Annotated in this window: 26 protein-coding genes and 1 pseudogene; 12 read left to right on the forward strand and 15 right to left on the reverse strand. The window is 35.7% G+C overall.

The window, feature by feature from the left end; all coding sequences use genetic code 11:
* Positions 1-25: 25 nt before the first annotated feature.
* The 5 genes from PGOND44_RS01365 to PGOND44_RS01385 form a co-directional block, all read right to left on the reverse strand.
* Positions 26-1,489 carry an aminoacyl-histidine dipeptidase gene (locus PGOND44_RS01365; protein ID WP_003435283.1) on the reverse strand — a complete coding sequence of 488 codons (1,464 nt, stop codon included), beginning with the start codon at positions 1,487-1,489 and terminating at the stop codon, positions 26-28.
* 554 nt (positions 1,490-2,043) lie between these two features.
* The gene (locus PGOND44_RS01370; RefSeq protein ID WP_003435285.1) at positions 2,044-2,523 is read right to left on the reverse strand and encodes a DoxX family protein; all 480 of its coding nucleotides are present in this window, start codon (positions 2,521-2,523) and stop codon (positions 2,044-2,046) included.
* A gap of 269 nt (positions 2,524-2,792) precedes the next feature.
* Positions 2,793-3,737 carry a HipA domain-containing protein gene (locus PGOND44_RS01375; protein ID WP_003435287.1) on the reverse strand — a complete coding sequence of 315 codons (945 nt, stop codon included), beginning with the start codon at positions 3,735-3,737 and terminating at the stop codon, positions 2,793-2,795.
* Positions 3,727-4,062 carry a HipA N-terminal domain-containing protein gene (locus PGOND44_RS01380; protein ID WP_003435289.1) on the reverse strand — a complete coding sequence of 112 codons (336 nt, stop codon included), beginning with the start codon at positions 4,060-4,062 and terminating at the stop codon, positions 3,727-3,729. The genes PGOND44_RS01375 and PGOND44_RS01380 overlap by 11 nt, the downstream gene beginning before the upstream one ends.
* Complete coding sequence (locus PGOND44_RS01385) at positions 4,059-4,268, reverse strand: type II toxin-antitoxin system Y4mF family antitoxin (protein ID WP_003435291.1); 210 nt, start codon at positions 4,266-4,268, stop codon at positions 4,059-4,061. Before PGOND44_RS01385 ends, PGOND44_RS01380 begins: the two co-directional genes overlap by 4 nt.
* Positions 4,269-4,776: 508 nt before the next feature.
* On the opposite strand from PGOND44_RS01385, the pseudogene PGOND44_RS15790 reads away from it, so the two are divergent.
* Positions 4,777-5,019: pseudogene (locus tag PGOND44_RS15790) on the forward strand (IS110 family transposase); the annotation flags it as partial.
* Positions 5,020-5,055: 36 nt separating this feature from the next.
* Here the strand turns inward: PGOND44_RS15790 and PGOND44_RS01390 are convergent.
* From PGOND44_RS01390 to PGOND44_RS01405, 4 genes are all read right to left on the reverse strand, one after another.
* The gene (locus PGOND44_RS01390) at positions 5,056-6,045 is read right to left on the reverse strand and encodes a type II toxin-antitoxin system HipA family toxin (RefSeq protein WP_040555663.1); all 990 of its coding nucleotides are present in this window, start codon (positions 6,043-6,045) and stop codon (positions 5,056-5,058) included.
* 2 nt (positions 6,046-6,047) lie between these two features.
* The gene (locus tag PGOND44_RS01395; RefSeq protein ID WP_003435297.1) at positions 6,048-6,371 is read right to left on the reverse strand and encodes a HipA N-terminal domain-containing protein; all 324 of its coding nucleotides are present in this window, start codon (positions 6,369-6,371) and stop codon (positions 6,048-6,050) included.
* Positions 6,371-6,628, reverse strand: a complete 258-nt coding sequence (locus PGOND44_RS01400; protein ID WP_155943780.1) for a helix-turn-helix domain-containing protein — start codon at positions 6,626-6,628, stop codon at positions 6,371-6,373. Before PGOND44_RS01400 ends, PGOND44_RS01395 begins: the two co-directional genes overlap by 1 nt.
* Before the next feature lie 660 nt (positions 6,629-7,288).
* Positions 7,289-8,041: an SDR family NAD(P)-dependent oxidoreductase gene (locus tag PGOND44_RS01405; RefSeq protein ID WP_003435303.1), complete on the reverse strand. Its 753-nt coding sequence runs from the start codon at positions 8,039-8,041 to the stop codon at positions 7,289-7,291.
* A 63-nt stretch (positions 8,042-8,104) separates the two neighbouring features.
* Here PGOND44_RS01405 and PGOND44_RS01410 point away from each other — a divergent pair, with 63 nt between their 5' ends.
* The 3 genes from PGOND44_RS01410 (at position 8,105) to PGOND44_RS01420 (ending at position 11,688) form a co-directional block, all read left to right on the forward strand.
* Positions 8,105-9,091, forward strand: a complete 987-nt coding sequence (locus PGOND44_RS01410; RefSeq protein ID WP_236611954.1) for a calcium/sodium antiporter — start codon at positions 8,105-8,107, stop codon at positions 9,089-9,091.
* A 270-nt stretch (positions 9,092-9,361) separates the two neighbouring features.
* Complete coding sequence (locus tag PGOND44_RS01415; protein WP_003435309.1) at positions 9,362-10,468, forward strand: DUF2891 domain-containing protein; 1,107 nt, start codon at positions 9,362-9,364, stop codon at positions 10,466-10,468.
* Positions 10,465-11,688 (forward strand): Nramp family divalent metal transporter, encoded by a 1,224-nt coding sequence (locus PGOND44_RS01420; RefSeq protein ID WP_003435312.1) that lies wholly within the window; start codon positions 10,465-10,467, stop codon positions 11,686-11,688. The genes PGOND44_RS01415 and PGOND44_RS01420 overlap by 4 nt, the downstream gene beginning before the upstream one ends.
* 67 nt (positions 11,689-11,755) lie before the next feature.
* Here PGOND44_RS01420 and PGOND44_RS01425 read toward each other — a convergent pair whose 3' ends face one another.
* A complete protein-coding gene (locus PGOND44_RS01425; RefSeq protein WP_003435315.1) occupies positions 11,756-12,322 on the reverse strand; it encodes a type 2 periplasmic-binding domain-containing protein in 567 nt (188 codons plus the stop codon).
* Between the two features lie 550 nt (positions 12,323-12,872).
* Between PGOND44_RS01425 and ggt the strand changes: the two genes are divergently transcribed.
* Complete coding sequence (gene ggt / locus PGOND44_RS01430) at positions 12,873-14,609, forward strand: gamma-glutamyltransferase (RefSeq protein WP_003435317.1); 1,737 nt, start codon at positions 12,873-12,875, stop codon at positions 14,607-14,609.
* A gap of 123 nt (positions 14,610-14,732) precedes the next feature.
* Here ggt and PGOND44_RS01435 read toward each other — a convergent pair whose 3' ends face one another.
* Complete coding sequence (locus PGOND44_RS01435) at positions 14,733-15,494, reverse strand: hypothetical protein (protein WP_003435319.1); 762 nt, start codon at positions 15,492-15,494, stop codon at positions 14,733-14,735.
* An 831-nt stretch (positions 15,495-16,325) separates the two neighbouring features.
* On the opposite strand from PGOND44_RS01435, the gene PGOND44_RS01440 reads away from it, so the two are divergent.
* Positions 16,326-16,997: a hypothetical protein gene (locus PGOND44_RS01440; protein WP_003435321.1), complete on the forward strand. Its 672-nt coding sequence runs from the start codon at positions 16,326-16,328 to the stop codon at positions 16,995-16,997.
* Between the two features lie 81 nt (positions 16,998-17,078).
* On the opposite strand, the gene PGOND44_RS01445 is transcribed toward PGOND44_RS01440, so the two are convergent.
* From PGOND44_RS01445 to PGOND44_RS01455, 3 genes are all read right to left on the reverse strand, one after another.
* Positions 17,079-17,693, reverse strand: coding sequence for an outer membrane beta-barrel protein (locus PGOND44_RS01445; RefSeq protein ID WP_040555664.1), 615 nt, complete (start codon positions 17,691-17,693; stop codon positions 17,079-17,081).
* Positions 17,694-17,799: 106 nt separating this feature from the next.
* The gene (locus PGOND44_RS01450) at positions 17,800-18,279 is read right to left on the reverse strand and encodes a hypothetical protein (RefSeq protein WP_040555666.1); all 480 of its coding nucleotides are present in this window, start codon (positions 18,277-18,279) and stop codon (positions 17,800-17,802) included.
* Positions 18,280-18,359: 80 nt separating this feature from the next.
* A complete protein-coding gene (locus PGOND44_RS01455; RefSeq protein ID WP_003435323.1) occupies positions 18,360-18,668 on the reverse strand; it encodes a winged helix-turn-helix transcriptional regulator in 309 nt (102 codons plus the stop codon).
* A 122-nt stretch (positions 18,669-18,790) separates the two neighbouring features.
* Between PGOND44_RS01455 and PGOND44_RS01460 the strand changes: the two genes are divergently transcribed.
* The 5 genes from PGOND44_RS01460 (at position 18,791) to PGOND44_RS01480 (ending at position 21,794) form a co-directional block, all read left to right on the forward strand.
* Positions 18,791-19,303: a VOC family protein gene (locus PGOND44_RS01460; RefSeq protein ID WP_003435341.1), complete on the forward strand. Its 513-nt coding sequence runs from the start codon at positions 18,791-18,793 to the stop codon at positions 19,301-19,303.
* A gap of 189 nt (positions 19,304-19,492) precedes the next feature.
* Positions 19,493-19,873: a hypothetical protein gene (locus PGOND44_RS01465; RefSeq protein ID WP_040555668.1), complete on the forward strand. Its 381-nt coding sequence runs from the start codon at positions 19,493-19,495 to the stop codon at positions 19,871-19,873.
* A gap of 115 nt (positions 19,874-19,988) precedes the next feature.
* The gene (locus PGOND44_RS01470) at positions 19,989-20,348 is read left to right on the forward strand and encodes a DoxX family protein (RefSeq protein ID WP_262500704.1); all 360 of its coding nucleotides are present in this window, start codon (positions 19,989-19,991) and stop codon (positions 20,346-20,348) included.
* Positions 20,345-20,767 (forward strand): DsrE family protein, encoded by a 423-nt coding sequence (locus tag PGOND44_RS01475; RefSeq protein WP_003435344.1) that lies wholly within the window; start codon positions 20,345-20,347, stop codon positions 20,765-20,767. The genes PGOND44_RS01470 and PGOND44_RS01475 overlap by 4 nt, the downstream gene beginning before the upstream one ends.
* 10 nt (positions 20,768-20,777) lie before the next feature.
* The gene (locus tag PGOND44_RS01480; RefSeq protein ID WP_003435345.1) at positions 20,778-21,794 is read left to right on the forward strand and encodes a TQO small subunit DoxD; all 1,017 of its coding nucleotides are present in this window, start codon (positions 20,778-20,780) and stop codon (positions 21,792-21,794) included.
* A gap of 105 nt (positions 21,795-21,899) precedes the next feature.
* On the opposite strand, the gene PGOND44_RS01485 is transcribed toward PGOND44_RS01480, so the two are convergent.
* Positions 21,900-22,454, reverse strand: a complete 555-nt coding sequence (locus PGOND44_RS01485) for a hypothetical protein (protein WP_040555670.1) — start codon at positions 22,452-22,454, stop codon at positions 21,900-21,902.
* A 1,163-nt stretch (positions 22,455-23,617) separates the two neighbouring features.
* Between PGOND44_RS01485 and PGOND44_RS01490 the strand changes: the two genes are divergently transcribed.
* Positions 23,618-24,052 (forward strand): TraB/GumN family protein, encoded by a 435-nt coding sequence (locus PGOND44_RS01490; RefSeq protein WP_003435352.1) that lies wholly within the window; start codon positions 23,618-23,620, stop codon positions 24,050-24,052.
* Positions 24,053-24,310: the final 258 nt, after the last annotated feature.

Below are 24,310 nucleotides of genomic sequence, written 5' to 3' on the forward strand. Positions count from 1 at the left end.
ATACTAGAAAGTTATGTCATTATAATTAATCTTTTTTCGGAATTTGTTTTAAAACTTCTTGAGTCAGTTTCCAAAATTTCTGAGTGCTGGAAATGCTTGCGCGTTCGTCTGGAGAATGGGCGCCACGAATGGTTGGGCCAAAGGAAATCATATCCATCTTAGGATAGTGGCTTCCCAAAATCCCGCATTCCAAACCAGCGTGACAAGCCGCTACATTTGCTTTTTCATGGTTTAAGTCTTGGTAAATGCGATCAACAATTTTGAGGATGCCCGAGTCGGGATTGGGCGTCCAGCCTGGATAATCACCGGAAAGTTCGACCTGAAATCCTGCAAGGTCAAAGGCAGAAGATAGTGAATTAACTAAGTCGTCTTTGGAAGAATCGACAGAAGAGCGCGTTAAGCACAAGATTTCTATCTTTCCATCGGCAACAGAAATTCTAGCGATATTGTTGGAGGTTTCTACCAGACCCTTGATGTCTGGACTCATTCTATACACTCCATTATGGGCTGCATAGATTGATTTTAGAAAAGCATCTTGCACATCGCTACTCATAATCTTTTTAGGCAGTTCAGTTTCCTCTAAGTGAAACGCCATCTGAGGCTCTAGGCTTTTATATTCTTCTTGTATCGTTTTAAATAAACTCTCCAAGGTGTCTTCGAATTCTTTTTTATGTCTCTTATTTACGATGAGTGTCGAATGACTCTCCCTAGGAATGGCATTACGAAGACCACCGCCTTCTATACTTGCCACACGAGAGCTAACAGTAATGTAGGCCGTATAAAGAATACGATTCATCAGGACATTAGCGTTAGCAAGTCCTTTGATGATATCCATACCCGAATGCCCACCTTGCAGCCCGTTAATGGTGATAGAGTAAGCGATAGCGTCTTCTGGGATAGATTCTTCGATATAAAATCGCGTGGCAGTAAGGTCTACGCCTCCAGCACATCCAATCCCGATTTCATCATCTTCTTCGGTGTCTAGATTGAGCAGAATGTCACCTTTAAGAATAGAATCATCAAGTTCTTTAGCGCCAGTCATGCCAGTTTCTTCATCTATAGTAAATAATGCTTCTAGCGCAGGATGTGGAAGATCTTGACTTTCCAAAATCGCCATGATAGTTGCTACTCCTAGGCCGTTATCGGCACCTAGAGTGGTTCCATCAGCTTTTACCCAATCACCATCTACATGCATACGGATACCTTCGGTAGAAAAATCGAAGTCAGTTGCATTATTTTTTTGATGTACCATATCCAAATGCGACTGCAAAACTGTCGTTTTACGATCTTCCATTCCTTTGGTCGCTGGTTTATTGATGATCACATTACCAATCTTGTCGGTTTGGGTATCGAGTCCGAGTTGTTTACCAAAATCGAGTATAAATTGAACCACTTGCTCTTCTTTATTAGAGGCTCTAGGAACCGCATTAAGTGCTGAAAAATGTTTCCAAATGGCTTTGGGCTCTAAGTCTTTTATAGATGTACTCATACTTGAATTTTAATTTGTGGCAAAGTTAAGGCCCTTGGTTCAATACGGATGGTAAGGAAGTGATAAATTTGCATCAAGGATTTAGACCTTTACAAGTATAATTTCATAAGAATACTCGACTTATCTGCTTAAATCTAGCTTGTTTTACTCTTTTTGCTTGTTTTCTGTAATAATTTTAAGTCTACACTTTCTTTCAAATCTCGGCTTGCTGTAGCCATTGAGATATCTTTAAAAACAATACTATGCTCTTTTTTTGTGAACGTTTTTTATTTAAGCTTATAAAATGCTCAAGCCTATCTTTAGAAGTAAAGGGTTTTGATTTTTCGTCCACCAATAGATTTATAGAAAGATCAATTACGCGAAGCATGTAGTCAATAAACGGAGCAGAATTTCCTGGTTAATCATTTTTGGGTAGCTCAGAATACTATTCTTTTTGGTTTTTACTAATAAGGGTTTCGAAAGGTGAATATTCAAAAACAGGATATTTCTCCATTAAAACCCTTTTGTCTCAACGTTGGTTGCGGATTAATTAAGCCTTAACTGTTAGTTGTATTTTATCTTCTGCTTTTTTGTCTATTAATCTCACCACCAAGAACCAAGGCTGCTGAAATAATTAGCAAATTTTTAATGATGTATTGCCCTTCCAAGGTAGGAAGCAAAATATTGTTTGATTGAAAAGTTACTACAGGAAGAAAAACTAAAGGCATAAAGGTTCCTACCATCTGGGTTAGTAAAAGTATAATTGCCAATCTTGTTGTTTTTTTAAAGAGAAAGCAAATCCCAATAACCACTTCCCACCAGCCAATAATTATTAACCAAATTTCTGGGGAGCCGAATGGAAGCCATACTACAGTTGCCTTTAACAAATCCTCTGCTGGTGAAAGATGCAATGGTTTTAAAATTCCAAACCAAATAAATATGATACCAAATGATAGGCGAATTGCAATGCTGCTTGAGCTTTTCATGATCTTTATAGCTCCTTCATCTAACTTATCAATGACTTCTCCGCTAAATTTTTTAATAATTTCTTTCATGATTAATTTAGAATTTTGAGTTCAGGAGTTTTTGTTTTAAGCTAACGTCTAGTATATGAAATTTGACATGCAAATAGACGCTAACTTTTTGGATAATAAACGAGCCGTCCCGGAGCTTCGGGATTAATTTTTTATTTTTTAACTTTTTATTTTTAAAAGTTAAATTAAAAAACTTTCTAGTAATAAGAAATAAGTGCGGACCTTTTAATTTAGTAGTTTTTAACTATGTTTTATATCACGGTACTTTGTTGTATACCGTTGCTATTTTATTAATCTATTCCAATTTGTGTGTATCTATTATCAATCAACTCTTTGTAAGAGGTTTTTATTTCAGTAGAAAGGAATGATTTGTCTATCCACCCTTTCGCTTTAGGTTTGTTATTTACAATTCGTTTAAACACCCTTTGGATTTGTTTATCAGTTAGGCCTAATCCTCTACCGAACTGATTAAAATGTTCATATTTTAACTTCTTTTTCTTGCCAGCTAATGTGAGTGCAAGTTCTTCATCATCATCAGGATTTATAATAGAGACATTTAATAGATCATATGCTGGAGATAATACCCAACCTGAAGGACTTTCAATCATTGAAAAGTTTTTCAGGTGCATGTCATTATTTCCGGTAAGAAAGGAAAATAAAGCTAATTCGAAATAAAAGATTTTATCGAGTAATGTGTTATTGGAATAGCTATCAAGAGCCTTTCCAACTTTTTCCATGGAACTTTTGTACTTATCAAATGCCTCGGTGATCTGAAACATATCGATCATATGGATCTTTTCTCCTGTTTTCGTCCGGTCAATTCGCTTTGTTATATAAGAGAGTTCTCCGGAAGCTAATCGGATTAATGAAGATGGCACTACTCGAATTCCGAAAGTTTCAGCAATTCGCATTGTCAAATGTTCGTTTTCGGGCATTTCGGTAAAGCGATCAGTTGGTGGCTTAAAAATATACTGTCCACCTAAGGCATCAACAACAGTAAGGCGTGAATCCGACTTTTCTTTAGTTCCTTTTATAAGCGACATTGATAATTTTGCCTGAACACCTGGTACCGCTACGCTACGCTCTACCACATTTTTAGCTAGCTTATCCATTTGATCCAGTGAATATTCTATTTCAGGAGGTGTTGGGGTTTCAAAGAACTCTAAAGAACATTTCTTATGAAAATCAATATCGCCCTCTACAGATTCGTAACAATATAGACATCTATTTTCCATCAAGTTCCGGTATTGGTTCAACACTTACAGCACCTATGCAATTCTGACAACATGCTAGCAGTAATCCCATTCGATCATTTTTATTGATCTTCCAGTTTTTGGAAGCGATATCTAATAACCATCCTTCAGGGATCAGACCTTCAAAAAACGGAAAGAGTCGTTTGTCGGTGTACGGAATATTGGCTACAGGCATGGTGAATGTGATAAAATCATTGTGATGATCTTTTACATAGTGTTGATCATACCGAAAAACATATTCACCTTCATTTGTCTCCGTAATGGTTCCTGCCAAATTATCTTTATAATATACTTTCCCACTTCTCATTTACTCATATTTTTACTTTCCGTAGGAGCTAATTCATGTCCAAACATTCTGAGAACTAGATTCACTTTATCTAGGTTCATGTTCGTTTTACCTTGTTCGATTTTACGCACCACAGTTAGAGCGACGCCTGCACGTTCAGCAAATTCTTCCTGGGTTAGATTAACTTTCTTTCTTCGTTCTTTAACAAACTCTGATAATTTCTTCATTATATGTTATTAGATATAATATCACTCAAATATACTAAATTATATGCAATAAAATATAAATATGATCTAAATCTATTAATCATATGTATTAACATATACTTTGTTAAATTAGAAAGAATTTGTTCGAATCATTGAAAGTAATACCACGTTGATGAGTATGGGCCTTTGCATGTCTCACTCATGAACCATTAAAAGTACAAAAAACTTCGCTGGAAAATTCCCAAGAATTTTCCAGATTAGTACAGACCCAGAAATTAATTATATACGGCTTAGGTTTGATTTCTAATAAAATACTTAATTTTAGATATAAACTAGAAAGAACAAATGAGAGAATTAAGATTACAATATCCGGTGAAGTTTCAAACTTCGACAATCCCGAAGCCTTGAGAATAATCCTCTCTCTCTCTTCTACAATGATATTTCACTGCCCATATCTATAGGGGCTATGAGACTTTCAGACCTTGATTTTAAGCATGTGCTGAGCTTGTCATAGTATTGTTGTGATACCAGTAGATTGTCCTTTCAAAAATGTCGTAATTTATTATTTATGTGCAGTTTTAATGCTTGTTTTAACTGTCTGTGGTTAGGACAAGGCTTGCAGGGATCTTTATGAAAGAATAGTAGCCAAAGGAAAGAGTAAAAACTAGCATTAATTGTGGTTTGTAATAAGCTGTTGAAACAAGCCTTTGCAATCGCTAAATCAAGTTTGATCTCCGACGCCACCTATCGAAGTGCTTTTGTGAGAAATTAATGAGTTTTTACTTGTTTTTTACCACAGTACTTTGTTTTATGCCTTGTTTTTAAGCCTTTTCAATCTTGTTTGATATGCTTGTGTATAGTTTCGCATTGTTTTTTCATTTAGGAATGATGCGTTAATCAGATTTTCTACTTCTTCTGATTTTGAAAGTAGATTATTAAAAATATTATCTTTTTGCCTCTTATTAATTCCGGCTTTATCAGCCATTAAATTTAGTTGAATCCATACATTTCCTTCTGCTATGTTTTTTGGTGCTAGCCCCTCAACTAATGCAAAATCTGAATCTTTTATATGTAAACCCGTATTAAGTAAATCGTAGGCAGGACTCAATCGATAATCTCCTAAAGGTGTTTCTAATAGAGAGAAATTTTTAAAATGAGCATCACCATTTGAAAACAAATAATTAAAGACAATTAATGCAAACAATTTAGGAGCCTCTAGCTTGTAAGCAGGTAAATAGTCTTTCATCAATTGGAATATTTCTAAATAGTTACCTGAATATTTATAATTCTCTCCATGCGTTTGAGGAGTACGACCTGCTAACGAAGCAAAGTCTTCTTTAGCTAATTTGGAGCCATCGTCTTTAACATCAAATCTTTTTGTTATATATGCAGGTTTACCATTTTTAAAAAAAATCAATGCGTTTTCAGCAGTTTCAATCTTGAAGACTTGTCTCGCTATCTGCATTGTAAGATGCTCATTAGCTGGCATCTGATTAAGATTTTTACCAACATTTGGAATAGGTTTAAGAATATATCCACCTCGTTCACCTTCTTCAATAAGCCGAAGTTTATTTTTTTCAAGTAATACTGAAAACTTTTCCTGTACACCTGATATTGAGATTCGTTTTCTATTTTCAATAAAAAGATCTTCAGTTGTTCCATTACTTGCAGGTGACTCATAGGGAAGAATATGATTTACTTTACGACCATCAAACATTCTTCTTAAACATGTTCTACTATATGTTTTATAACCCTTAGTTAAAGTTCCAGGACAATATTCTATAATTCGTAAACTCATACTTAATTTATTTTCTTTACTGTAACTGCACCAATCGTATCATAACGAGCTGTAATAAGGAGTAAACTAAAATAATCGTTATTGTCAATTCGCATATGCTTGCAAACAACTTGTTTATTGGTTCCTTCGGGAAGCATGTTGTAGAAAAAGGGAAATAAATAATCCGATTCATACTTAGTGTTACTTTTTGGTAATGTCAAACTTATTGGAGGTTTGCTAGTGTCTGCCATCCATATATCGTCATATTCATATACAAAATGACCACTATCCAGTTGAGTTAATAAGCCAGCTTTTTCGCCTTTAAAGTGTATTTCAGCTTGTCTCATTATTTAATTTTTTGAAGATTCTTAACTTGAAGAATCACTTCCATACCTAATACATCTGCAATTTTAGTCAATGTTTCTAAAGTAGGATTTGCTTGTCCTCTTTCAATTTTATAAAGAGTGTTAACACTTATATCAGCAAGTTCAGCGACTTGTGGCTGAGTAACTCGAAGTGTTTTTCTTCGCTCTTTTATACTTTTCCCCACCATTTTTATTATTCTATAATGTGATTTTAATGTAAATATATTGAAAATAAACATATAATACGTCTAAAATCATATTTCAGTGTGATATATAGGAGTGTTTTGCTTAAGAAGATTGAAATACTGCTAAATATCACATTACAATGTGATATTTAGCAGTATTTAATTTTAATATAATATTTAGAGCATGACACACAAAATGGGGATAACACAGCAAGTTGTGTTATCCCCATTTTGTTAACATTATAAACTTAGTGATTTTTTTCTTTGTTATAAAGCCAAATCAAATTTGATCCTATCCGAATCAAGTTTTGTTTGATTCTGATAATAGTTGTAAATTAATTCTTCCCCATACTGTTTGAATTTATCTAATCTTTTGTTCTTCTCAATAGCATGTGATTCAATTTTATTGACCTTGATTTTTTGATTAGTTTTATTCCAGTTTCTTCTGAAATTGAAGTGATGAGTTTTAAAATTAAGACTGTTATTTGGTAAAGTGGATTCATTGGGTAGTATTAAACACAGGTTATTTTCCCTATGCTTAAATCAAAATAAAGCATTACTGAATACTTTCAAGCCGTTGAGTAAGTTATAGTTGAATTTGCCTTTTAAAGTTAACTACCTCTTTAGATCCCAACATAAGGCCAACGCTAAGTTAGAAGCTAGTGATATCGTAGAACTTTGAAGCTGACTTGTCCCAAAATCAAAAGAAAATGTTTAGCTTTTTTTTATCATTGTGCTACTAGCCTGTGCGGTTGGCATCACCACCAAATCGGCGATGTTGACGTGATAAGGACGAGTTACCGTAAAGCAAATGATATCTGCAATATCCTCGGGTTGCAAGGCTTTAAAACGCTTGTAAACTTGGTCGGCACGCTCATCGTCTCCTTTGAATCTGACTTTGCTAAACTCGGTTTCTACCAAGCCTGGATTGATGGCACCTACTCGAATACCATGTTCGCACAAGTCCATACGCATCCCTTGGTTGATGGCGTCCACTGCATGTTTGCTTGCGCAATACACATTGCCTTTGGGATAAACTTCCTTGCCTGCGGTTGAGCCAATATTGATGATGTGGCCATTTTTGTTCTTGATCATAGTTTGGATGATAGGCTGAGACACATAAAGTAGCCCTTTGACGTTGATATCTATCATGGCATCCCAGTCTGCAGTATCTCCATCTTGGATAAAGTCTAAACCGTGGGCATTACCTGCATTATTGATAAGGATGCTGATATCTTGAAAGTCTTGAGGTAAGCTTTCTATTGCTTGTTGAACGGCAGGCTTATCTCTGACATCAAAAGAAAGGGTAGTCACTTCGGTATGAGCAGATAATTCTTCTTGTAGGGCTTTGAGGCGATCTTGGCGTCTGCCGCAAAGAATGAGTTTGAATTTTTCTTTAGAAAATCTGTGGGCAGTGGCTAGGCCAATGCCGCTTGTGGCTCCTGTGATAAAAGCTATAGGTGTCATATATTTTTTGGGTTAAAGATAGGAATTCTTTGTAAAGATTTTGGGTGAAACTCGAACAACAGAATGGAATTGCTTTTACATTTGTTATATAAATGGATCTGTATGATTGTGGCTTCACTTTGGATTATTCTGGGCTTTGCCCTCCTCATTTTTGGGGCAGATGCTTTGGTGAAAGGGGCTTCGGCTTTAGCTAAACGCCTTAAAATGTCCGATCTGGCTATTGGTTTGACCATTGTGGCATTTGGGACATCGGCCCCTGAGTTGGTGGTGAGTTCGGCGGCTTCTTTGAATCAACAATCCGACTTGATTTTGGGCAATGTGATAGGCAGTAACAACTTCAACTTGTTTATTATCCTGGGTTTGGTAGCCCTGCTTAAGCCTATTACCGTTCAAAAAGGAATGGTCTGGATCGAGATCCCTATTTCTCTAGGGGTAGTTGCTATTCTTTTTGTTCTCTCCAATGCACTATTGGGAGCAGAGGTAGCCTCGGTCTCCAGACTAGATGCTATCCTGCTGTTGGTCTTATTTGCTGGCTTTATGTTTTATATTTATAAAGGCTTGGCAAAAGAGTCTTCTGAAGATATTCCACCTGAAAAGATCTACTCCACTACCAAAATGATAAGCTTTATTATACTCGGCCTCGGCGGTTTGGTTTTGGGCGGACATTTGGTGGTCACTAGCGCTACCGACATAGCAATGAGTTTTGGAGTGAGTGATAAAGTAATAGGGCTCACTATTGTGGCTGCGGGGACTTCTTTGCCAGAGCTTGTCACTTCAGTTGTTGCAGCCCTTAAAAACAATGCCGATATCGCCATTGGCAATGTCGTAGGTTCTAATATTTTTAATGTTCTTCTTATAGTTCCTATTAGCGCTTTGATTCATCCTATAGCCTATAATTCCTCCTTTAACTTAGATCTATTTGTGTTGCTTGGCGGTAGCCTTTTCTTGTTTATAGCGATGTTTACGGGAAAAGCTAAACGTCTAGATAGGTGGGAAGCTTTGGTGCTTATTATTAGTTTTGTAGGGTATACTCTGTATATGCTTTTTTGATAAGACGCTTTCTACCAATTTAGCATTTAAATGTCTTATAAAATCAGTTTCTTTTTCACTTATTAATTTTCATAAAATAGAACCCTAACTAGTGCTATGCTTATATTTTTTTCCTCAACTAAGTAAAAAAACCTGTGCTGAGCTACGTCATAGTATAATTCAAATTTTTAATTAAAAATTTAAAAACTAAATTGGTATTACTTAAACCCTTGACTTTTTCTAGGAAAGGTATTCTACTTCAATTTATTATCTTGGCCATAAAAACAACCTATGAAGTTTATTTGGATATCTATTCTTTCTATAACCTTTTGGAGTTGCCAAGACTCACCAAAACAAGAGGGTGGAAGCAAATCTCCTTTTGAGAATAAAGATTTTATTGAATTTAGCATCACCGAGGCCGAAAAGTTAGTGGAACTCCCTTTGGAATGCATCACTCAAGAGTTTCCAAATAAGTTAAGCCAAGTTTTGGGTTCTGAAGATGATTTAGCAAGGCCTAAAGAATTACGCCCTGCTTTTTATGGCTGTTTCGATTGGCATTCTGCGGTGCATAGTCAGTGGTCGCTAGTGAAATTGCTAAAACAGTTCCCCGAACTTAAGCAAGGAGACTCCATCCGGTCTGCCCTTTCTGAACGCCTCACTAAGGAAAACATAGAAAAAGAGATAGAATTCTTTGAAACTGAACACAATCAAAATTTTGAAAGAACCTACGGTTGGGCGTGGTTGTTTACCCTTGCTAAGGAACTGAAGACCTGGGAAGATCCTCAAGCTAAGGTCTGGTTAAACACTATAATGCCATTGGTAGAGGTATTGGAAACTAAAATGATTGACTTTTTGCCTAAGCTTGTTTATCCAATACGAGTAGGGGAGCACCCCAATACTGCTTTTGCCTTGTCCCTCAGTTTAGATTATGCAGAGGCTTTTGAAAAGGCTGAGCTTAAAGCCCTTATCATAAAGCGTTCTAAAGATTTTTACCTAAAGGATAGAGGCTGTCCCTTAACTTGGGAACCTAGTGGCTATGATTTTCTATCGCCTTGTCTTGAGGAAGTTTCTCTCATGAGCAAGATTCTGCCAGAACAGGAATTTGAGTCTTGGGCCAGAGCTTTTATGCCAAGTCTGTTTTCAAAATACTTTAGTCTTAAGGTCGCTGAGGTGAGCGATAGGAGTGATGGTAAGTTGGTGCATCTGGAGGGTTTAAACTTTAGTCGGGCTTGGAATTTATATGAATTGGCCAATCGGTATGAAGCTTTGTATCATCTTAAAACTACGGGGGATAAGCATTTTGTAAAGGCCTATCCTCATCTTTTTGGAGATACTTACGAGGGGTCACATTGGTTAGGGACTTTTGCTTTATATGCCCTAGACAAACGCCCAGAATGATTAAAAGTCTGTCAAAATACTTTGGTCCTGGAACTTTTGTGGCCGCTGCCTTTATAGGTCCTGGAACCATCACCATCTGTTCCATTGCAGGGGTGACGTTTGGGATGGATTTGATTTGGGCACTAGCATTGTCTATACTTGCCACGATCGTTTTACAAAATATGTCAGCTCGGGTAGGATTGGTAACTCAAAAAGATCTGGGAACCGCTATGCGACATGTGGTAAAGCATCCTTTACTAAAAGGAATTCTAATGCTTTTGGTGGTTCTTGCTATTGTTTTTGGAAATGCCGCTTATGAAGCTGGAAACATAAGTGGAGCTGTGATGGGCTTCTCCGTCATCTATGCAGACACCCAAATCCATTTCGGTAATTTTCAAGTGGATTATTTGCCAGTTGTCATAGGAATCATTTGCTTTTTTATTCTGAATTTGAATTCTTATAAAAAAATTGAAAGCGTATTAATAGTATTGGTCGTGTTGATGAGTCTATCTTTTTTGGCAACTGCAGTCATAACCCAACCAGATTATAAAGCTTTACTAAAAGGATTTGTTTTATTTAAAATGCCTTCAGAATCTTTAACCACTCTTTTGGCGATAGTGGGAACCACCATTGTTCCGTATAATTTGTTTTTACACTCGTCTATTGTTCAGGAAAAATGGAAGGGTCTAAAAGGATTAAAGTCAGCCCGATGGGATTCTGCTATAGCAATAGGTTTAGGAGGTTTAGTTTCCATAGCGGTGGTAGTTGCCGCTTCCAGGTTACCTAAGCAGGAGTTGCTTTCTATTTTGGATATGGCAGAAACACTCGAGCCCTTGTATGGGGTTTATGCTAAGTATCTATTGGGTTTCGGTATGTTTGCGGCAGGGATCACTTCAACATTAACGGCCGCTTTGGCGGCAGCCTATGTTTTAAGAGGATGTTTGGGTTGGAATGTGAGTACCTCCCATCCTAAATTTAAATGGACTTGGAGAGGTATTCTTTTTCTAGGCGTTTTCTTTTCGTCTTTGGGGATCAATCCAATTCAACTCATCCAAATAGCCCAAGTGAGTAATGCGATTTTACTGCCTTTTATCGCTGTTTTGCTTTTGGTTATAGTCTCCAACCAAAAGTTGATGGGAGAACATAAAAACACTTGGATTCAAAACTTAATAGGCATTTTGATTATCTTGTTTTGCTTGTTTTTGAGCTTAAAGAGTTTTTTTATGATGTTTAACGGGTAAAGGGTTTTATAAACTTTTGATTTTATCAGTAGCAAAGTTTTTATCTAAAGTAATTTAGACATCCCCATTATAGACTTAATGATTTTAAATCTGGCTTCAAATCTGCAAACTGATCGGGAATTAATTGGTTATTCAGGGATATTATTTTTCTGTGGTTTAAATTCAAATTCTCAATTAATAACATGTAATAAGAATCAAAAATACCATTTAAGACCCCGTTGTTTTCTATATTTTCTAAACCTTTCTCAATACGCACTGCTAATTGGGGTTTTTTGGGATTGACATAAAACACCAAAGGGAATGGATAAAAAAACATTAAGCTATTTTCTATGCTTAAGTCAGCGTGTTGAGAAGCTCTGTTTTTAAAAATGCTTTCCACTTCATTTGCACCAAAGGTCGTATAGTCAAATTCTCCGGATACTAGCCTATTAAAAACATCATCAAAACTCCCTTTTTCAATTACTTTAAATTCGTTAGTTCTAAAAATATCGGCATCACTCCATGTTTCTGGAATACCTAGTGTTAGTTGTTTTATGTCTTTTGAATTGGCCTCCTTAAACTTAAAGGTATCCTTGTCTTTAATTATAAGAATGCGATATCCTAATAAATTTCTAGCAAGGGGTTTAGAAATCATAAGGATATCTTCAGGCTTAAACTTCTGGTTACCGGCAATAGTGACTAGCAGATCATGATTTTTTTCGCTAAAAGCAAGCGATTCCTCTTTTCCGGGATAGTCAGCTCGACTTTCTGAAATCTCCCAAGGCCCAAATTCTAAAGTTGTAGCCTCAAGTAAAGCTTCTAGAACTTCCCTTTCATAATCTTGTCTAATCTCTGACCGGTTGCCATTCCAGAAATCAACAGTTAAGATATCTAATTTAGAGTGAGTGCGTTTTATCAGAACTAGAGAGTTTTAGAATGAATTGTTAGGGGAATAAGCATCGTGGAATACGTGTAAGAAAGATTGATTTTAGCGTGTTTTAATTTCTTACAAAGTAAGCCTAATGTTTTACCATAAAAAAGTAACGTCATCTTTTAAACTAAACTTTTCATTCAATTTCTTTCATTTTTATTCCAACGATAATTCAACATCAAAATGGAAAAAACGTATCAGCTTTACAATTTATAAATTGACAATTTGATTTAGGTTAAAAATTTATTCCTTTATATTTAAAAAAACTAATCTCATGAATCTATATCTCAAACCCCTAAGTTTCCTAACAACTCTACTGATCTTAATAACTTACCATACTTATGGCCAAGGCGATAGGGAAGCTGACGGGCTTAATTTTGCGTCAAGATCTGAAGTTATAGGACAATATGGGATGGTAGCGACAAGTCATCCATTAGCCACTCAAATTGGATTGGATATTTTAAAGCAAGGTGGCAACGCCATAGATGCGGCGATAGCTGCAAATGCAGCTACAGGCCTTATGGAACCAACAGGGAATGGCATTGGAGGTGATTTATTTGCCATTGTCTGGCATGAGAAAACTCAAAAGCTCTATGCTATAAACGCCAGTGGGCGTTCACCTTTAGGCTTGTCTTATGATGACCTACTAAAAGAATTAGATGAAATCGACGAGGAAAGTATTCCTCCTTATCATTTACTTTCTGTCTCCGTGCCAGGCGCCGTAGATGGCTGGTTTGAGTTGCATAAAAAATTCGGCTCTCTATCGATGGAAGAAATTCTTAAATCTCCAATTCACTATGCTGAAAATGGATTTCCTGTAACAGAAGCTATTTCTGCTGGATGGAGGCGTAGTGTTCCCTTTTTAAAAACTCAGCCAGGAGCTTTTGAAAGCACATTCACTATTGACGGTCGTGGCCCTCATAAAGGTGAAATCTTTAAGAATCCCGATCTTGGAAACACGCTAAGAGTGTTGGCGAAAAAGGGTAGAGATGCTTTTTATAAAGGCGAGATCACTAAAAAGATAGATAAATGGATGGTAAAAAATAAGGGTTATCTACGCTATACAGATTTTGAAAAGCACCGTTCTGAATGGGTGGAACCCGTTACGACTAACTATAGAGGCTATGACGTTTATCAAGTTGGGGGGAACGTCCAGGGAACAGCCGTTTTACAAATGCTGAATATTTTGGAAGGCTACGATTTGAAGTCTATGGGGTATGGTACACTAGAAACCTTACATGCTTTTATAGAAACCAAAAAGCTAGTTTACGAAGACAGAGCCAAGCATTACTCAGATCCTGATTTTCAAGAGGTGCCTTATGATGTTTTGCTCTCAAAAGAATATGCTGCTAAACGCGGAAAGCTGATTGGTGAAACTGCGATGAAAGACGTTAGCACTGGTGTTGAGGTTATTGAAAATGGAGACACTGTGTATTTGACCACCGCTGATAGTGAAGGCAATATGGTGTCTTTGATACAAAGTAATTTCAGAGGGATGGGAACTGGTTTTGTAGTACCTGGACTTGGATTTAGCTTTCAAAATCGAGGTGAATTGTTTTCTACCGACTCCAAGCACCCTAATGTATATGCCCCAGGAAAGCGCCCTTTTCACACGATTATACCAGGGTTTGTGATGAAAGACGGCAAGCCATTTTTTAGCTTTGGAAACATGGGAGGGGCTTATCAACCCATAGGACATGTGAGTATTTTAACCAATATCATCGATTTTGGAATGAATGTACAAGAGGCTGGTGACGCTGCACGATGGGATCATTCAGGATCATCGGAACCTACAGGGAAACTCACGGACAAATTGAGTACCACTGGTCAAGTGAACTTAGAGTCTGGAATTCCTTACGAAGTTGTGCGCCAACTTAGAGGAAAGGGACACAAAGTCGAAGTGGGGAATAGCTTTTTTGGGAGGTATCAAGGTATTATGCGCGATTATGAAAACGGAGTGTATTTAGGTGCTTCAGAATCTAGAGTGGATGGTCAAGCAGCTGGTTACTAGACTTATGGTCTCTAGTTTAATCTTGCTACGATTTGTATACTATTGCAGGACAGAAGAAAGCGAAATCAAAAAATAGGTCCTTTTCCTTGTGGATTCATTGCAAAAGTTGGCTTTAAGCTCATTCTATTTAACGATGACTGAAGTCTGATCAAGCCCAGTGTTGCCGGTTTTGGGATCATAGGCATAGATACTGATGTGATAAACCCCTTTTTCTAAGGTCGTAGTTGCGGTAAAAGTGCTCTGTTTATCTGCAAATTTAAGCTCAACTTCTGTTCTGTTTCCGGTATCCCTCTGGATCAATGCTTTTACCTCGTAGTCATTGGCATCCCAGATTCCGTCTGGGGAAGTGGGGCAGCCGCACATCATGACCACATTAGCTTTAAGCCTTAGCTCACTGCCGGCGGAAATGCTTTCATGCGTCTGCGGACTCAGAATATCGACCACAAAACCTGGAATATCAAGAATAAGACCTTCGCCTTCTATATTCTTACCCGGAATAAGCCATAGTTGAGTAGAGCTGAGCACTGCGGCCTGTTTTTTTAGCACTGGCGCATACGCTTCAACGGTTACAAAAACGGGTTCTTTTAGGTCTAAATCCGCAGTAAAGCCGGCTGTTTTATCATTTGTGATTGGCTCACCACGTTTATGCGGGGTTTTCATGATTTTTTCGGTATTGCCTGTGCTTCCGGATGTGATTCCTTCGGCCAAAATTTCTCCGGTACTGGCGTTCTTTATGATAATTTGCGCACCGCCTATAGAAGTGCCTATAAATTTGGCATCTTTCGCTTTAGCGCGAACGGTTACCGAAGTATTCTGAGCAGAAACGGAAGAAAATGACATAAAAACGGTAATTATCAAGCTAAAAATGTAGACCTTTTTGATCATTGTTTTTTTTTATAATTTATTGAAAAAAAGGAGATAGAGCATGGTGCAATTCCTTAAACATTCGTTAAACCATGATCGTTATTTATTATTCCTGTGCCATCATAAGCTTCTAACGAGAAACAGCCATCGTGGCCAGTAGGAAGCATTCTAGAAATAAGCATAATCAATTAATGCCGAAGGAAAACGGAGGTCCTTCCATCTGAAAATCCAGACACTTATATATGTTACTAAATTTCTCATTCTCAGCATCGCGCTGTCAAACATGACATTTAGAATTATTAATTTCAGAAATCGCCCATTGATGTCCATTATTGCCTAAAATGAACCGTTTTTAGTTTCATTTAAGCAGTTTGATGAACCAATGATAAATGTTGCGATAAGAATAAACTTGTAAATGGTATAAATATTTAGGTCAATAATCAACAAAAGAAAATTAAAGTCGATTTATTTCAAACTTGATAAAGAGGAAGAGTGGGGTCTTTCTGCTAGGAGTTCGTGGGAAATTTTAGAGATAACACGCAATGAAAGATGTTAGTACTGGTGTTGAGGTCGTTGAAAATGGAGACACCGTGTACTTGACCACTGCTTATAGTGAAGGCAATTTAAGTTTACGTTATAGATAATAGTCCCTTCCTAATATTTTTAAGTCTTAAAGTTTGGTGCTGGGTTTTGATAGATTTTAATAAAGGGGTCTGAGGTCGATGTAACATGTTTTTCTTTCTACTTGAAGGGAAAAAGATCTACTCATTATAAAATGGAAGTCATATTTATAACTTTTTCGTAGATTAGTAAAACTCTAGATAAGTATTATAAATTTTAAAAGCATAGCCTTTGAATTGTAGTAAGAACCGTAAACTTATTTTAAACCTAAATTCTTATGGATGGGTTTTATGTCTGTTCCTAGTATTTACTAACTTTTCCAATGCTCAAAGTACCAAAGGGTTTGAGGCGAAGCAGTGGTATGTGGAATCTCAAATTGGGCTCTCTTATCTGTGGAGTGATTTGGCGATAGTAGACAATTCTTTAAGTTTAGAACAGGAGCCTACTTTCGAAAATGCTATAAAACTTCAAATGCTATTCAATATCAACTATAGTTTAGCAAGGAATTTTTTTGTGGGTTTCAATGTAGGTGTTGGATATTTAGACTATGAAATAAAGGAAAGCAATCAACAGGTTAATTTTAGTAATTATCAGTTTGGAACCTATTTTCGGTACTATCTTGAAATCACTCCTATGATATCTGTTTTTACTCAAGTCGGGGCAAATCAAAACTTCTTAGAATCCAACCGCTTTGAGTCAAACTCTTATATAAATGCTTATAACGACATCGGACTTACTTTAAAATTGGTCGAAAATTGGTGGTTATCCTTCACCTTTAGAGATTTGGTTTATTTTTATTCTAGTGACCCTAATTTTGAAGATAGAAGTGATTTTGGGTTTAGTAATCCGCTTCGAAACTTTGCCAAATTTCCAGTGTTTGGTGTTCAGTACCAATTAGATTAAATTTTATGGCTCTTCGGGTTTAATCGTAAATAATCATCTTTATATATGTGACTTTTCCTGATATTTTAAAAGAAAATACATCTATAAAAAACGATATCCCAGCACAAATGAAGTTGAAGAATAATTTGAGGTTCTTATAGAATATTCACCCAAAAGATCACGACTCGATTGATAACGAATTTCAAAACTATAGCGGTCTTTGACTCTTAAGCCAAGTCCCAAAAAAGAATTGAATTCAGATCCTATATCTAGTCTAGGTCCTGTGGTTCCCACAATTTCTGAGTCAATAGCAATTGCATAGGTAAATCCTGCGTTGAAAAAAACTTGTAAATCTGAACTAAAAAACAGGTAGTACCTCACTCCAAGTGGAATTTCAATAGCGGTGTAATCGACTTCTCTATAGCTATCGGTTAGGAAGGTTTCTTTGTCTTTCCTAGAGGAATAGTTATAATAGGTAGGCTCTAAAGTTAGAGACCATTTTTGATTGTTGAAAGGTAAAACAAGCTCTGCTTCAAGTCCTATCCTGAAACTAAATTCTGAATCAAATGAGGTATCTTGTGAGCTGATTTCCCCGGCTGTGGATAGAGATGCTATTTGAATTCCTGGACGAATAGACAGGAAAAAACTCTGTTCAGACTTCGCTCGCTCGTAGGTTATATAGGAAGCGGCCTTACAAGAATTGTATATCTTAAACAATTCTGTGATTTCTTTTTCTTTATACTCCAGATTTTTCAGCTTGGATTCTGAAACTTCTTCACACTTTAAGGCGTTTAATAGCTGCTGGCGAAAATTATTATTTTCTCTAACTTTTTTGGAATTTGTTTAAGTATTTCTTATAGATCAATTGCTGAATAGGACCTTGATCCATCTTGTAAAAGTATTTGATATAACTTCCCTCAGAGTAGTTATAAAGCGAAGCATCTTCACTCGCTAAGAGTGTTTTTAAGAAAAGGCGTTGGTTAACAAAATTGGGTGTTCTCGTATTATCGAGTTCTGTAAGCTTATCATCTGATGTGTCTATATCCACGTTAACAGAAACGTATCTTGAGGAGTCTAGAATTTCAAAGAGAAGGATGTCTTTGGCCAAAAGAGTTCTCTCAGCTCCATTTTTAGACGCCTTAAAATTAATTTGATCTGGGTTACCTCTCCAGTCATAGTCTTTAATCAAACCTTGAATGGTGTCTTGATTGGTTGTGATATAATAGCCAGGTTTAAATGTGGTTTGCGTATAGGACTTTAGACCACATAAAAATACTAGAAATGTAATGAGAACGTATTTCATCAAAATAAGTTTAGTTTAAAAAAGTAATGTGTCACATCTGGTATGAAAATGAATTATTGAAGATACTCTTTTTTTAAGGTCTATAACATAAATCGTTCTTTTCCCCAAGTGTCTAGGCTTTTTAAAATAGAGTCTAGTGATTGTCCTTCTGGAGTTAGAGTATAGTCGACTCTTGGGGGGACTTCTGGATAGACTGTTCTGTGGATAAGCCCATCTTTTTCTAATTCGCGAACCGTTTGGGTAAACATCTTATTGGAGATTTCAGGAATTTTTTTCTGTAGGATACCAGATCGAAGCGGTCCGTCTAAAAGGTGAAATAATACTAGCGGTTTCCACTTTGTACCGATGATCTGCATTGTGAGGTGTAAAGGACAAAAAATTTTAGACATTCTTAGATTTTAACGTATTGATTATCAACAATTAACTCGTTTAGTACCCTATATAACATTTAGGTAACATATTGTTTAAGAGGTGAATATATCCTTAATTTGCACTTTAAAAAAGAAAAAGCATGAAAACAAAAGAAAATTATCCAAAGTCCTTTTCCCATATAGGTCTTACTGTTCCCAATATCCAAGAGGCTGTAAAGTTTTACTCAGATGTTATGGGATGGTATACTATTATGAAGCCCTCTTTGGTCAAAAAAGAAAGTGATACAGCTATAGGTATGATGTGTATTGATGTGTTTGGTGAAGAATGGGATACCTTCGAAATTGCACATATGTCCACCTCCGATGGGACTGGCATTGAGTTGTTTTGCTTTCCTCACGGAGATAAAGCCGCTCCTGAATTTAAGCCTTTCAACACTGGCCTTTTTCATTTTTGCATACAAGATCCAAATATTGAAGATCTCATTGATAGCATAGTAGCCCATGGTGGAAAACAGCGTATGCCAATAAGAGAATATTACCCAAAGGATAAACCCTTTAAAATGTGCTATGTCGAAGATCCGTTTGGGATCGTCTTTGAAATTTACACCCATAGTTATGAATTGACCTATTCCTCTGGAGCTTATTCAGAATAAGTAAACCTGAAATTATTGCAATTTAATGGATAGTGAACCTTACTTAGAGAATAGATTCAAACCACTTGTTTTGTGTCCCTATTTTAAGAACTGGGATTATACAAGACTTTCTTATCCATTTTAAAACTCTTAGCTTTTATTAGGAAACCGATAAGAATTCATTCTATAATTATTTTATAAGTTTGCAGCTTGAAAGAACTTCAAAATATAAAACCCTCGAGATCTCTATTCCCAATAATTGGGTTAGCGTTCTTGTTGTTGCTTTCTCCTTGCAAGGTTAGAAACTTTATTCAAGCAGAGCTTGGCGTTCCTCAAACTGAAGTCGCCAACCGAAGTCAAACCTCACTAAGCAGCTCAAATTGCAGCATCTCTGAGGTCGTTACAACTCCCATCTCCAAAATAGACTCTTCGACTCAGGAGGCTCCTGTATTCGCCGCGAAACACTTCGATTTAGATATTCATCGCATTGCGGTATCCAAAGCGGCTGGACATTTTCATAAAGAAAGAAACCTCTCGGTTTCTTCAATTCCCCTTTATATTTTATACAAAAACTTTAAGGCGTTTCTATAAATAGCTTCAGTTATTAGTTAATGTTATCAGTTTTTAAGAACTGATATTGTATTAATGAATAGAAACTTAAAATGACATTTCAAAAAAAAACCTTGAAGTTAGCTACAAATCTGTAGTGATACTTCGCATCATGCTCAGTCTAATTTTTATAGTAGCGAGCGCAAGCCATTTTTTTAATATCGAAAAAACCGTAAGCAGAATAGAAAATGCAAATATGGGTTTTATTGGAAATAGTTTGGGATCCCCCGAAACAGCTGTAATTCTATCAGGAATTGTAATGTTCGTCGCAGGGGTTTCACTTCTTATTGGCTTTAAAACTCGAATTGCTGCTCTGGTATTACTTGCGGTATTAATTCCAATTACTTTGACCATTCAAGTTGGTCAAATGGCAACTTTGGGTCCGCTTTTTAAGAATATAGCCCTACTTGGCGGACTTCTTTTTTTTAGTATTAATTCAAAAATTCAAAAACAATGAAAAATTCAATTATAGTGACCACGACCTTGTTCCTTTTATTATTTGGAACAATCCAATTACAAGCTCAAGATTTCAATCCAAAAAAGAATAATTATGTAGTGCTTTCTAAAAACATTCAACAGCTTCAACCGGTTATACTCACTGCTAAAGGATTAGCAATGGAAGACGGGAAAAAATACGGCGATTTTTATATGATTATTTGTGGTAAAACCGTAGATGATATTCCAAACAACACTGATTTTATTCAACTTCTGAAAAAAGCCAAAGCACAAAACCTAAAGGTTTTTGTTTGTGGTATTTCTCTAAATAAATTCAACATAAGTCCAGACCAAATGCCAGACAATCTGGAAATCACTAAAAATGGTATTCTGTATGGATTTCAGCTTACCAAAAAGGGATTTATTACGCTAACTATTTAATGATCAAGAAATGAAAAATATCAGTATAAAGAACGATGCAGGCCTTTTAGCGCTTGCACTAAGATTAGTAGTGGGTTGGACTTACTTTTCAGCCTTATGGAGGAGAACCGCCTTAGCCAATAAACTCGACCCCGAACTTCCTGGATATATTGGCGAAAAGTTCAATCACTTTTTACCCAATGCCCTCGGCATTAAACCTATTATTCAATATTTAGTAGAAAACCCAGATATACTTTGGATAAACATGGTGATTTTTACCATAGTGGAAGGTATTGTGGGTTTATTAATCATGTTTGGGTTTTTTACTCGACTTATGAGTATAGGGGTCTTTGGCTTGGCTATGGGTATTCTTCTTGGCTCAGGTTGGATAGGAACTACCTGTCTGGATGAATGGCAAATAGGGGTATTGGGAATTGCCACGGGCTTTGTTTTATTCCTAACCGGAAGTGGTAAATATTCCTTGGATCATTACCTGATGAAAAAGGATATTGCTTTCACCAAAACCAAATGGTTTGCGTGGATAGGTTCAGGGGTATTGCCTATTAAAGAAAGTATATTTCCAAAAGTAGTGCTTGTCGGCTCTTTATTAATTTTTGGAATGACCTTAATGACCAATCAAGTATTTCATGGTGGATTATGGGGAACGCTACATAATAAATCTGTAAAACCAAAACTTGAAATAACAGAGGCTAACATTAGCAACAGTACGCTTTCGTTCGATGTCTTTAGAGTTGAAGGTGTAGATGTGTATGGCTCTTGGGTTATCCGTATCGAGTTATTTGATGAAGACAACAACAAGGTTCTTGATTATTCTCAGGAAGACTTGGCGTCTCTAAAGGAAGCTAGTATTGCAAACTATTATGTTGCTGAGATAAAACCAGGCAAACACAGTTTAATTGTGCCCTTGGGCGCAAAAGCAAAAATGAATTTAAAGCATAACAGCTTAGCCGATTTGCCTTCGGGAATTTACACTGTAAAAATGACAGACATTAGCGGAGCTTTTTGGGAACATGAGGTTAAAAATTAAGCTTCTCCCCAACTGAATAGAATTGATAAAAAGCGGCTTTAGTAGTGATCTAAAGCCGCTTTTTTATGCTTAATACTAAGTATAGGCCAGGTTATATATCTATTTTTATGGTATGACATAGTATACGATATCGGAAATTTTGTTGTTGCTATCCAAGCTTATAGAAATTGGACTGCAATATCCATCTTCTCTTATGATAGACACAAATTTATGCTTGTTTTTCCCTGTATCTATAACATATTCTATTGAATTTAGTTTTGAAATTGGATCGCCTATTTTAAGGTAAACCCCATTAATGTTTATATCGTTAGTTTCTAAACGTCCAATTTCAAACTTCTGATTATTGGAATCGTCTGAAAATGCTATCATAAGTCCTGAATTGTAATTAAAGACTCTCTGTGGTTCACCAATTTCAAAGCCATAAATTTCAATAGTCACTGCATTTGGTTTTTTGGCTTTATTATCTTTCCAGAGCGAAGCTTTGTTTAGAACCAAATCGTTCAAAATCTTAATATCTGCATTAGATTCTTTTATATCTTTAAAGTAAGTATCTCCGAACTTTATTTGATCGTATTCATCGTTATTCAAAACTGTATACCCTGACTGAGAATAGCCGATAATACAGCTTAATAGTAAAAAAATAACAAACATTTTTTTCATGATATTCAATTCAAATTAATAGGTTGATAATTCTAGATCTGACTTCAAACTTAACGATAATTACAAAACTCAATAATTCTAAACTATTGATTTTGAGTTTAAAATAAGTTTTAAAACAACAAAACCCCAATATACACTTGGTATATGATGGTTTATAGAGGAGTCGGTGACAACGATTATATTTTTAACTTTCTAGTGTCAGTAGGGTTTTCAAAAGACACTGTTTTTAGGGGTCTTCTAAGCCTTTTTGTATGAAAACTTAACATTAACTACAATATATGTCATATTACGATGCACTCTAAATGATTTGGTCAAAGAATAGAAAACACAAGCAATTCACAGTTTATTAAAGCATATTTTTAATGTTAAAACTTTTAAGACGATAAAAAATCCCTTTGATTAGAGTTTTTAAAATATAGATAACACAACTTATTGTGTTATCTATAAGGTTGGCAAGAATATCTATGAAAATGAGAACTATAATTTTAATTTTTTTAATAAGTCTTACTAAACTTTCATTTGCTCAAATTGAGAGTAATACTTACCAATTGAATACATTAGAAAACCTATTGACAGATGACGTGAAGAAAATTATTTCATATAACATTGAGAATAAAAGTGTTGTATTTTTTAGGAGAATCAGCACATCATATGGGTTCTGATTTTTTAGCTAAAACTGAGTTTGTAAAATATCTGGTTAATGAAAAAGGCTACAAAGATATCGTTTTTGAAAGCGATTTTTTTGGATTGTACTTGACCATAAAAAATATAACATTTTTCCTCATTGGACACGATCTGAACAATGTCAAGATTTATTCAGATTTTTAGAGGTACATGATGTTACACTATGGGGACTCGATAATTATACAAATTCATATTATACCTACCATAATTTTGCACAAAAGCTAAATGATTATTTAAAGGGAAAGAATATTAATGTAGATGATAGATTCATTAAATTAACCGATAAATCAATTAAAACGGCTGGTGATGAATTAAATAAAGATGAAGTCAAATTTCTGTTAGGTACCATTGATGTTTTATTATCAAATGAAAAAATTGACCCACTTTGGCACTAATTTTTAGAAAGCTTTCAAAGTGCGGTAGAAATTTATACTATTCATAGCATTAGAAAAGAAGGTATTCCGATAAGAGATAAACAAATGGCTAAAAATCTTGATTTTCTTGTAAAGAAATTTCCTGAAAAGAAATTTTTAGTCTGGGTAGCGAATGCGCATATGTCAAAAGTTGAAAGTGAATTTATGGAAGGACAGACAATGGGATATGATTTTGTAAAATTAAATCCTGATATTTCTTATCATCTTGCCTTTACCTATATTCACATGCCGTGGATTAAAAAGAGAAAAATAGAGAAAGCTCAAATGAATAAATATAACCTGCTCCATTATTTACCAGATACAACAGGAAATTATTTTATTGATTCCAAAGCATTAATAAAGGCATATCCAAAATTTTCAAATAAAGATTATGAAAGCTTTTTCGGATTAAATAGTAATGAAGCAAATTGGTTTGAACAATTTGATGCTTTGATCTTTATTGGAAAAGGTATAAGATCAAATTTAATTGAGTACGAGTAAGGGATACTCTTGCCAACATCAGTTAAGCTCAATCAGGTGGTCCCTGGTTCGAGTCAAAGTGGGACCAAATGCATAATCCGTAAAACACAACATATAAGCGTTTTATGGATTTTTTATTATGGCTTGTGCCGACGATTGTACCGCACTAAATTTCGTTTCTATTGATTATGACTAATTGTTGCTAATCTACAAAGGAAAAATTCTAGCTTTTTTAGATCTATAAACTATGCCTGAAGGATATTATTTTTGCATTGACCG

Source organism: Psychroflexus gondwanensis ACAM 44 (assembly GCF_000355905.1).
GTDB lineage: Bacteria > Bacteroidota > Bacteroidia > Flavobacteriales > Flavobacteriaceae > Psychroflexus > Psychroflexus gondwanensis.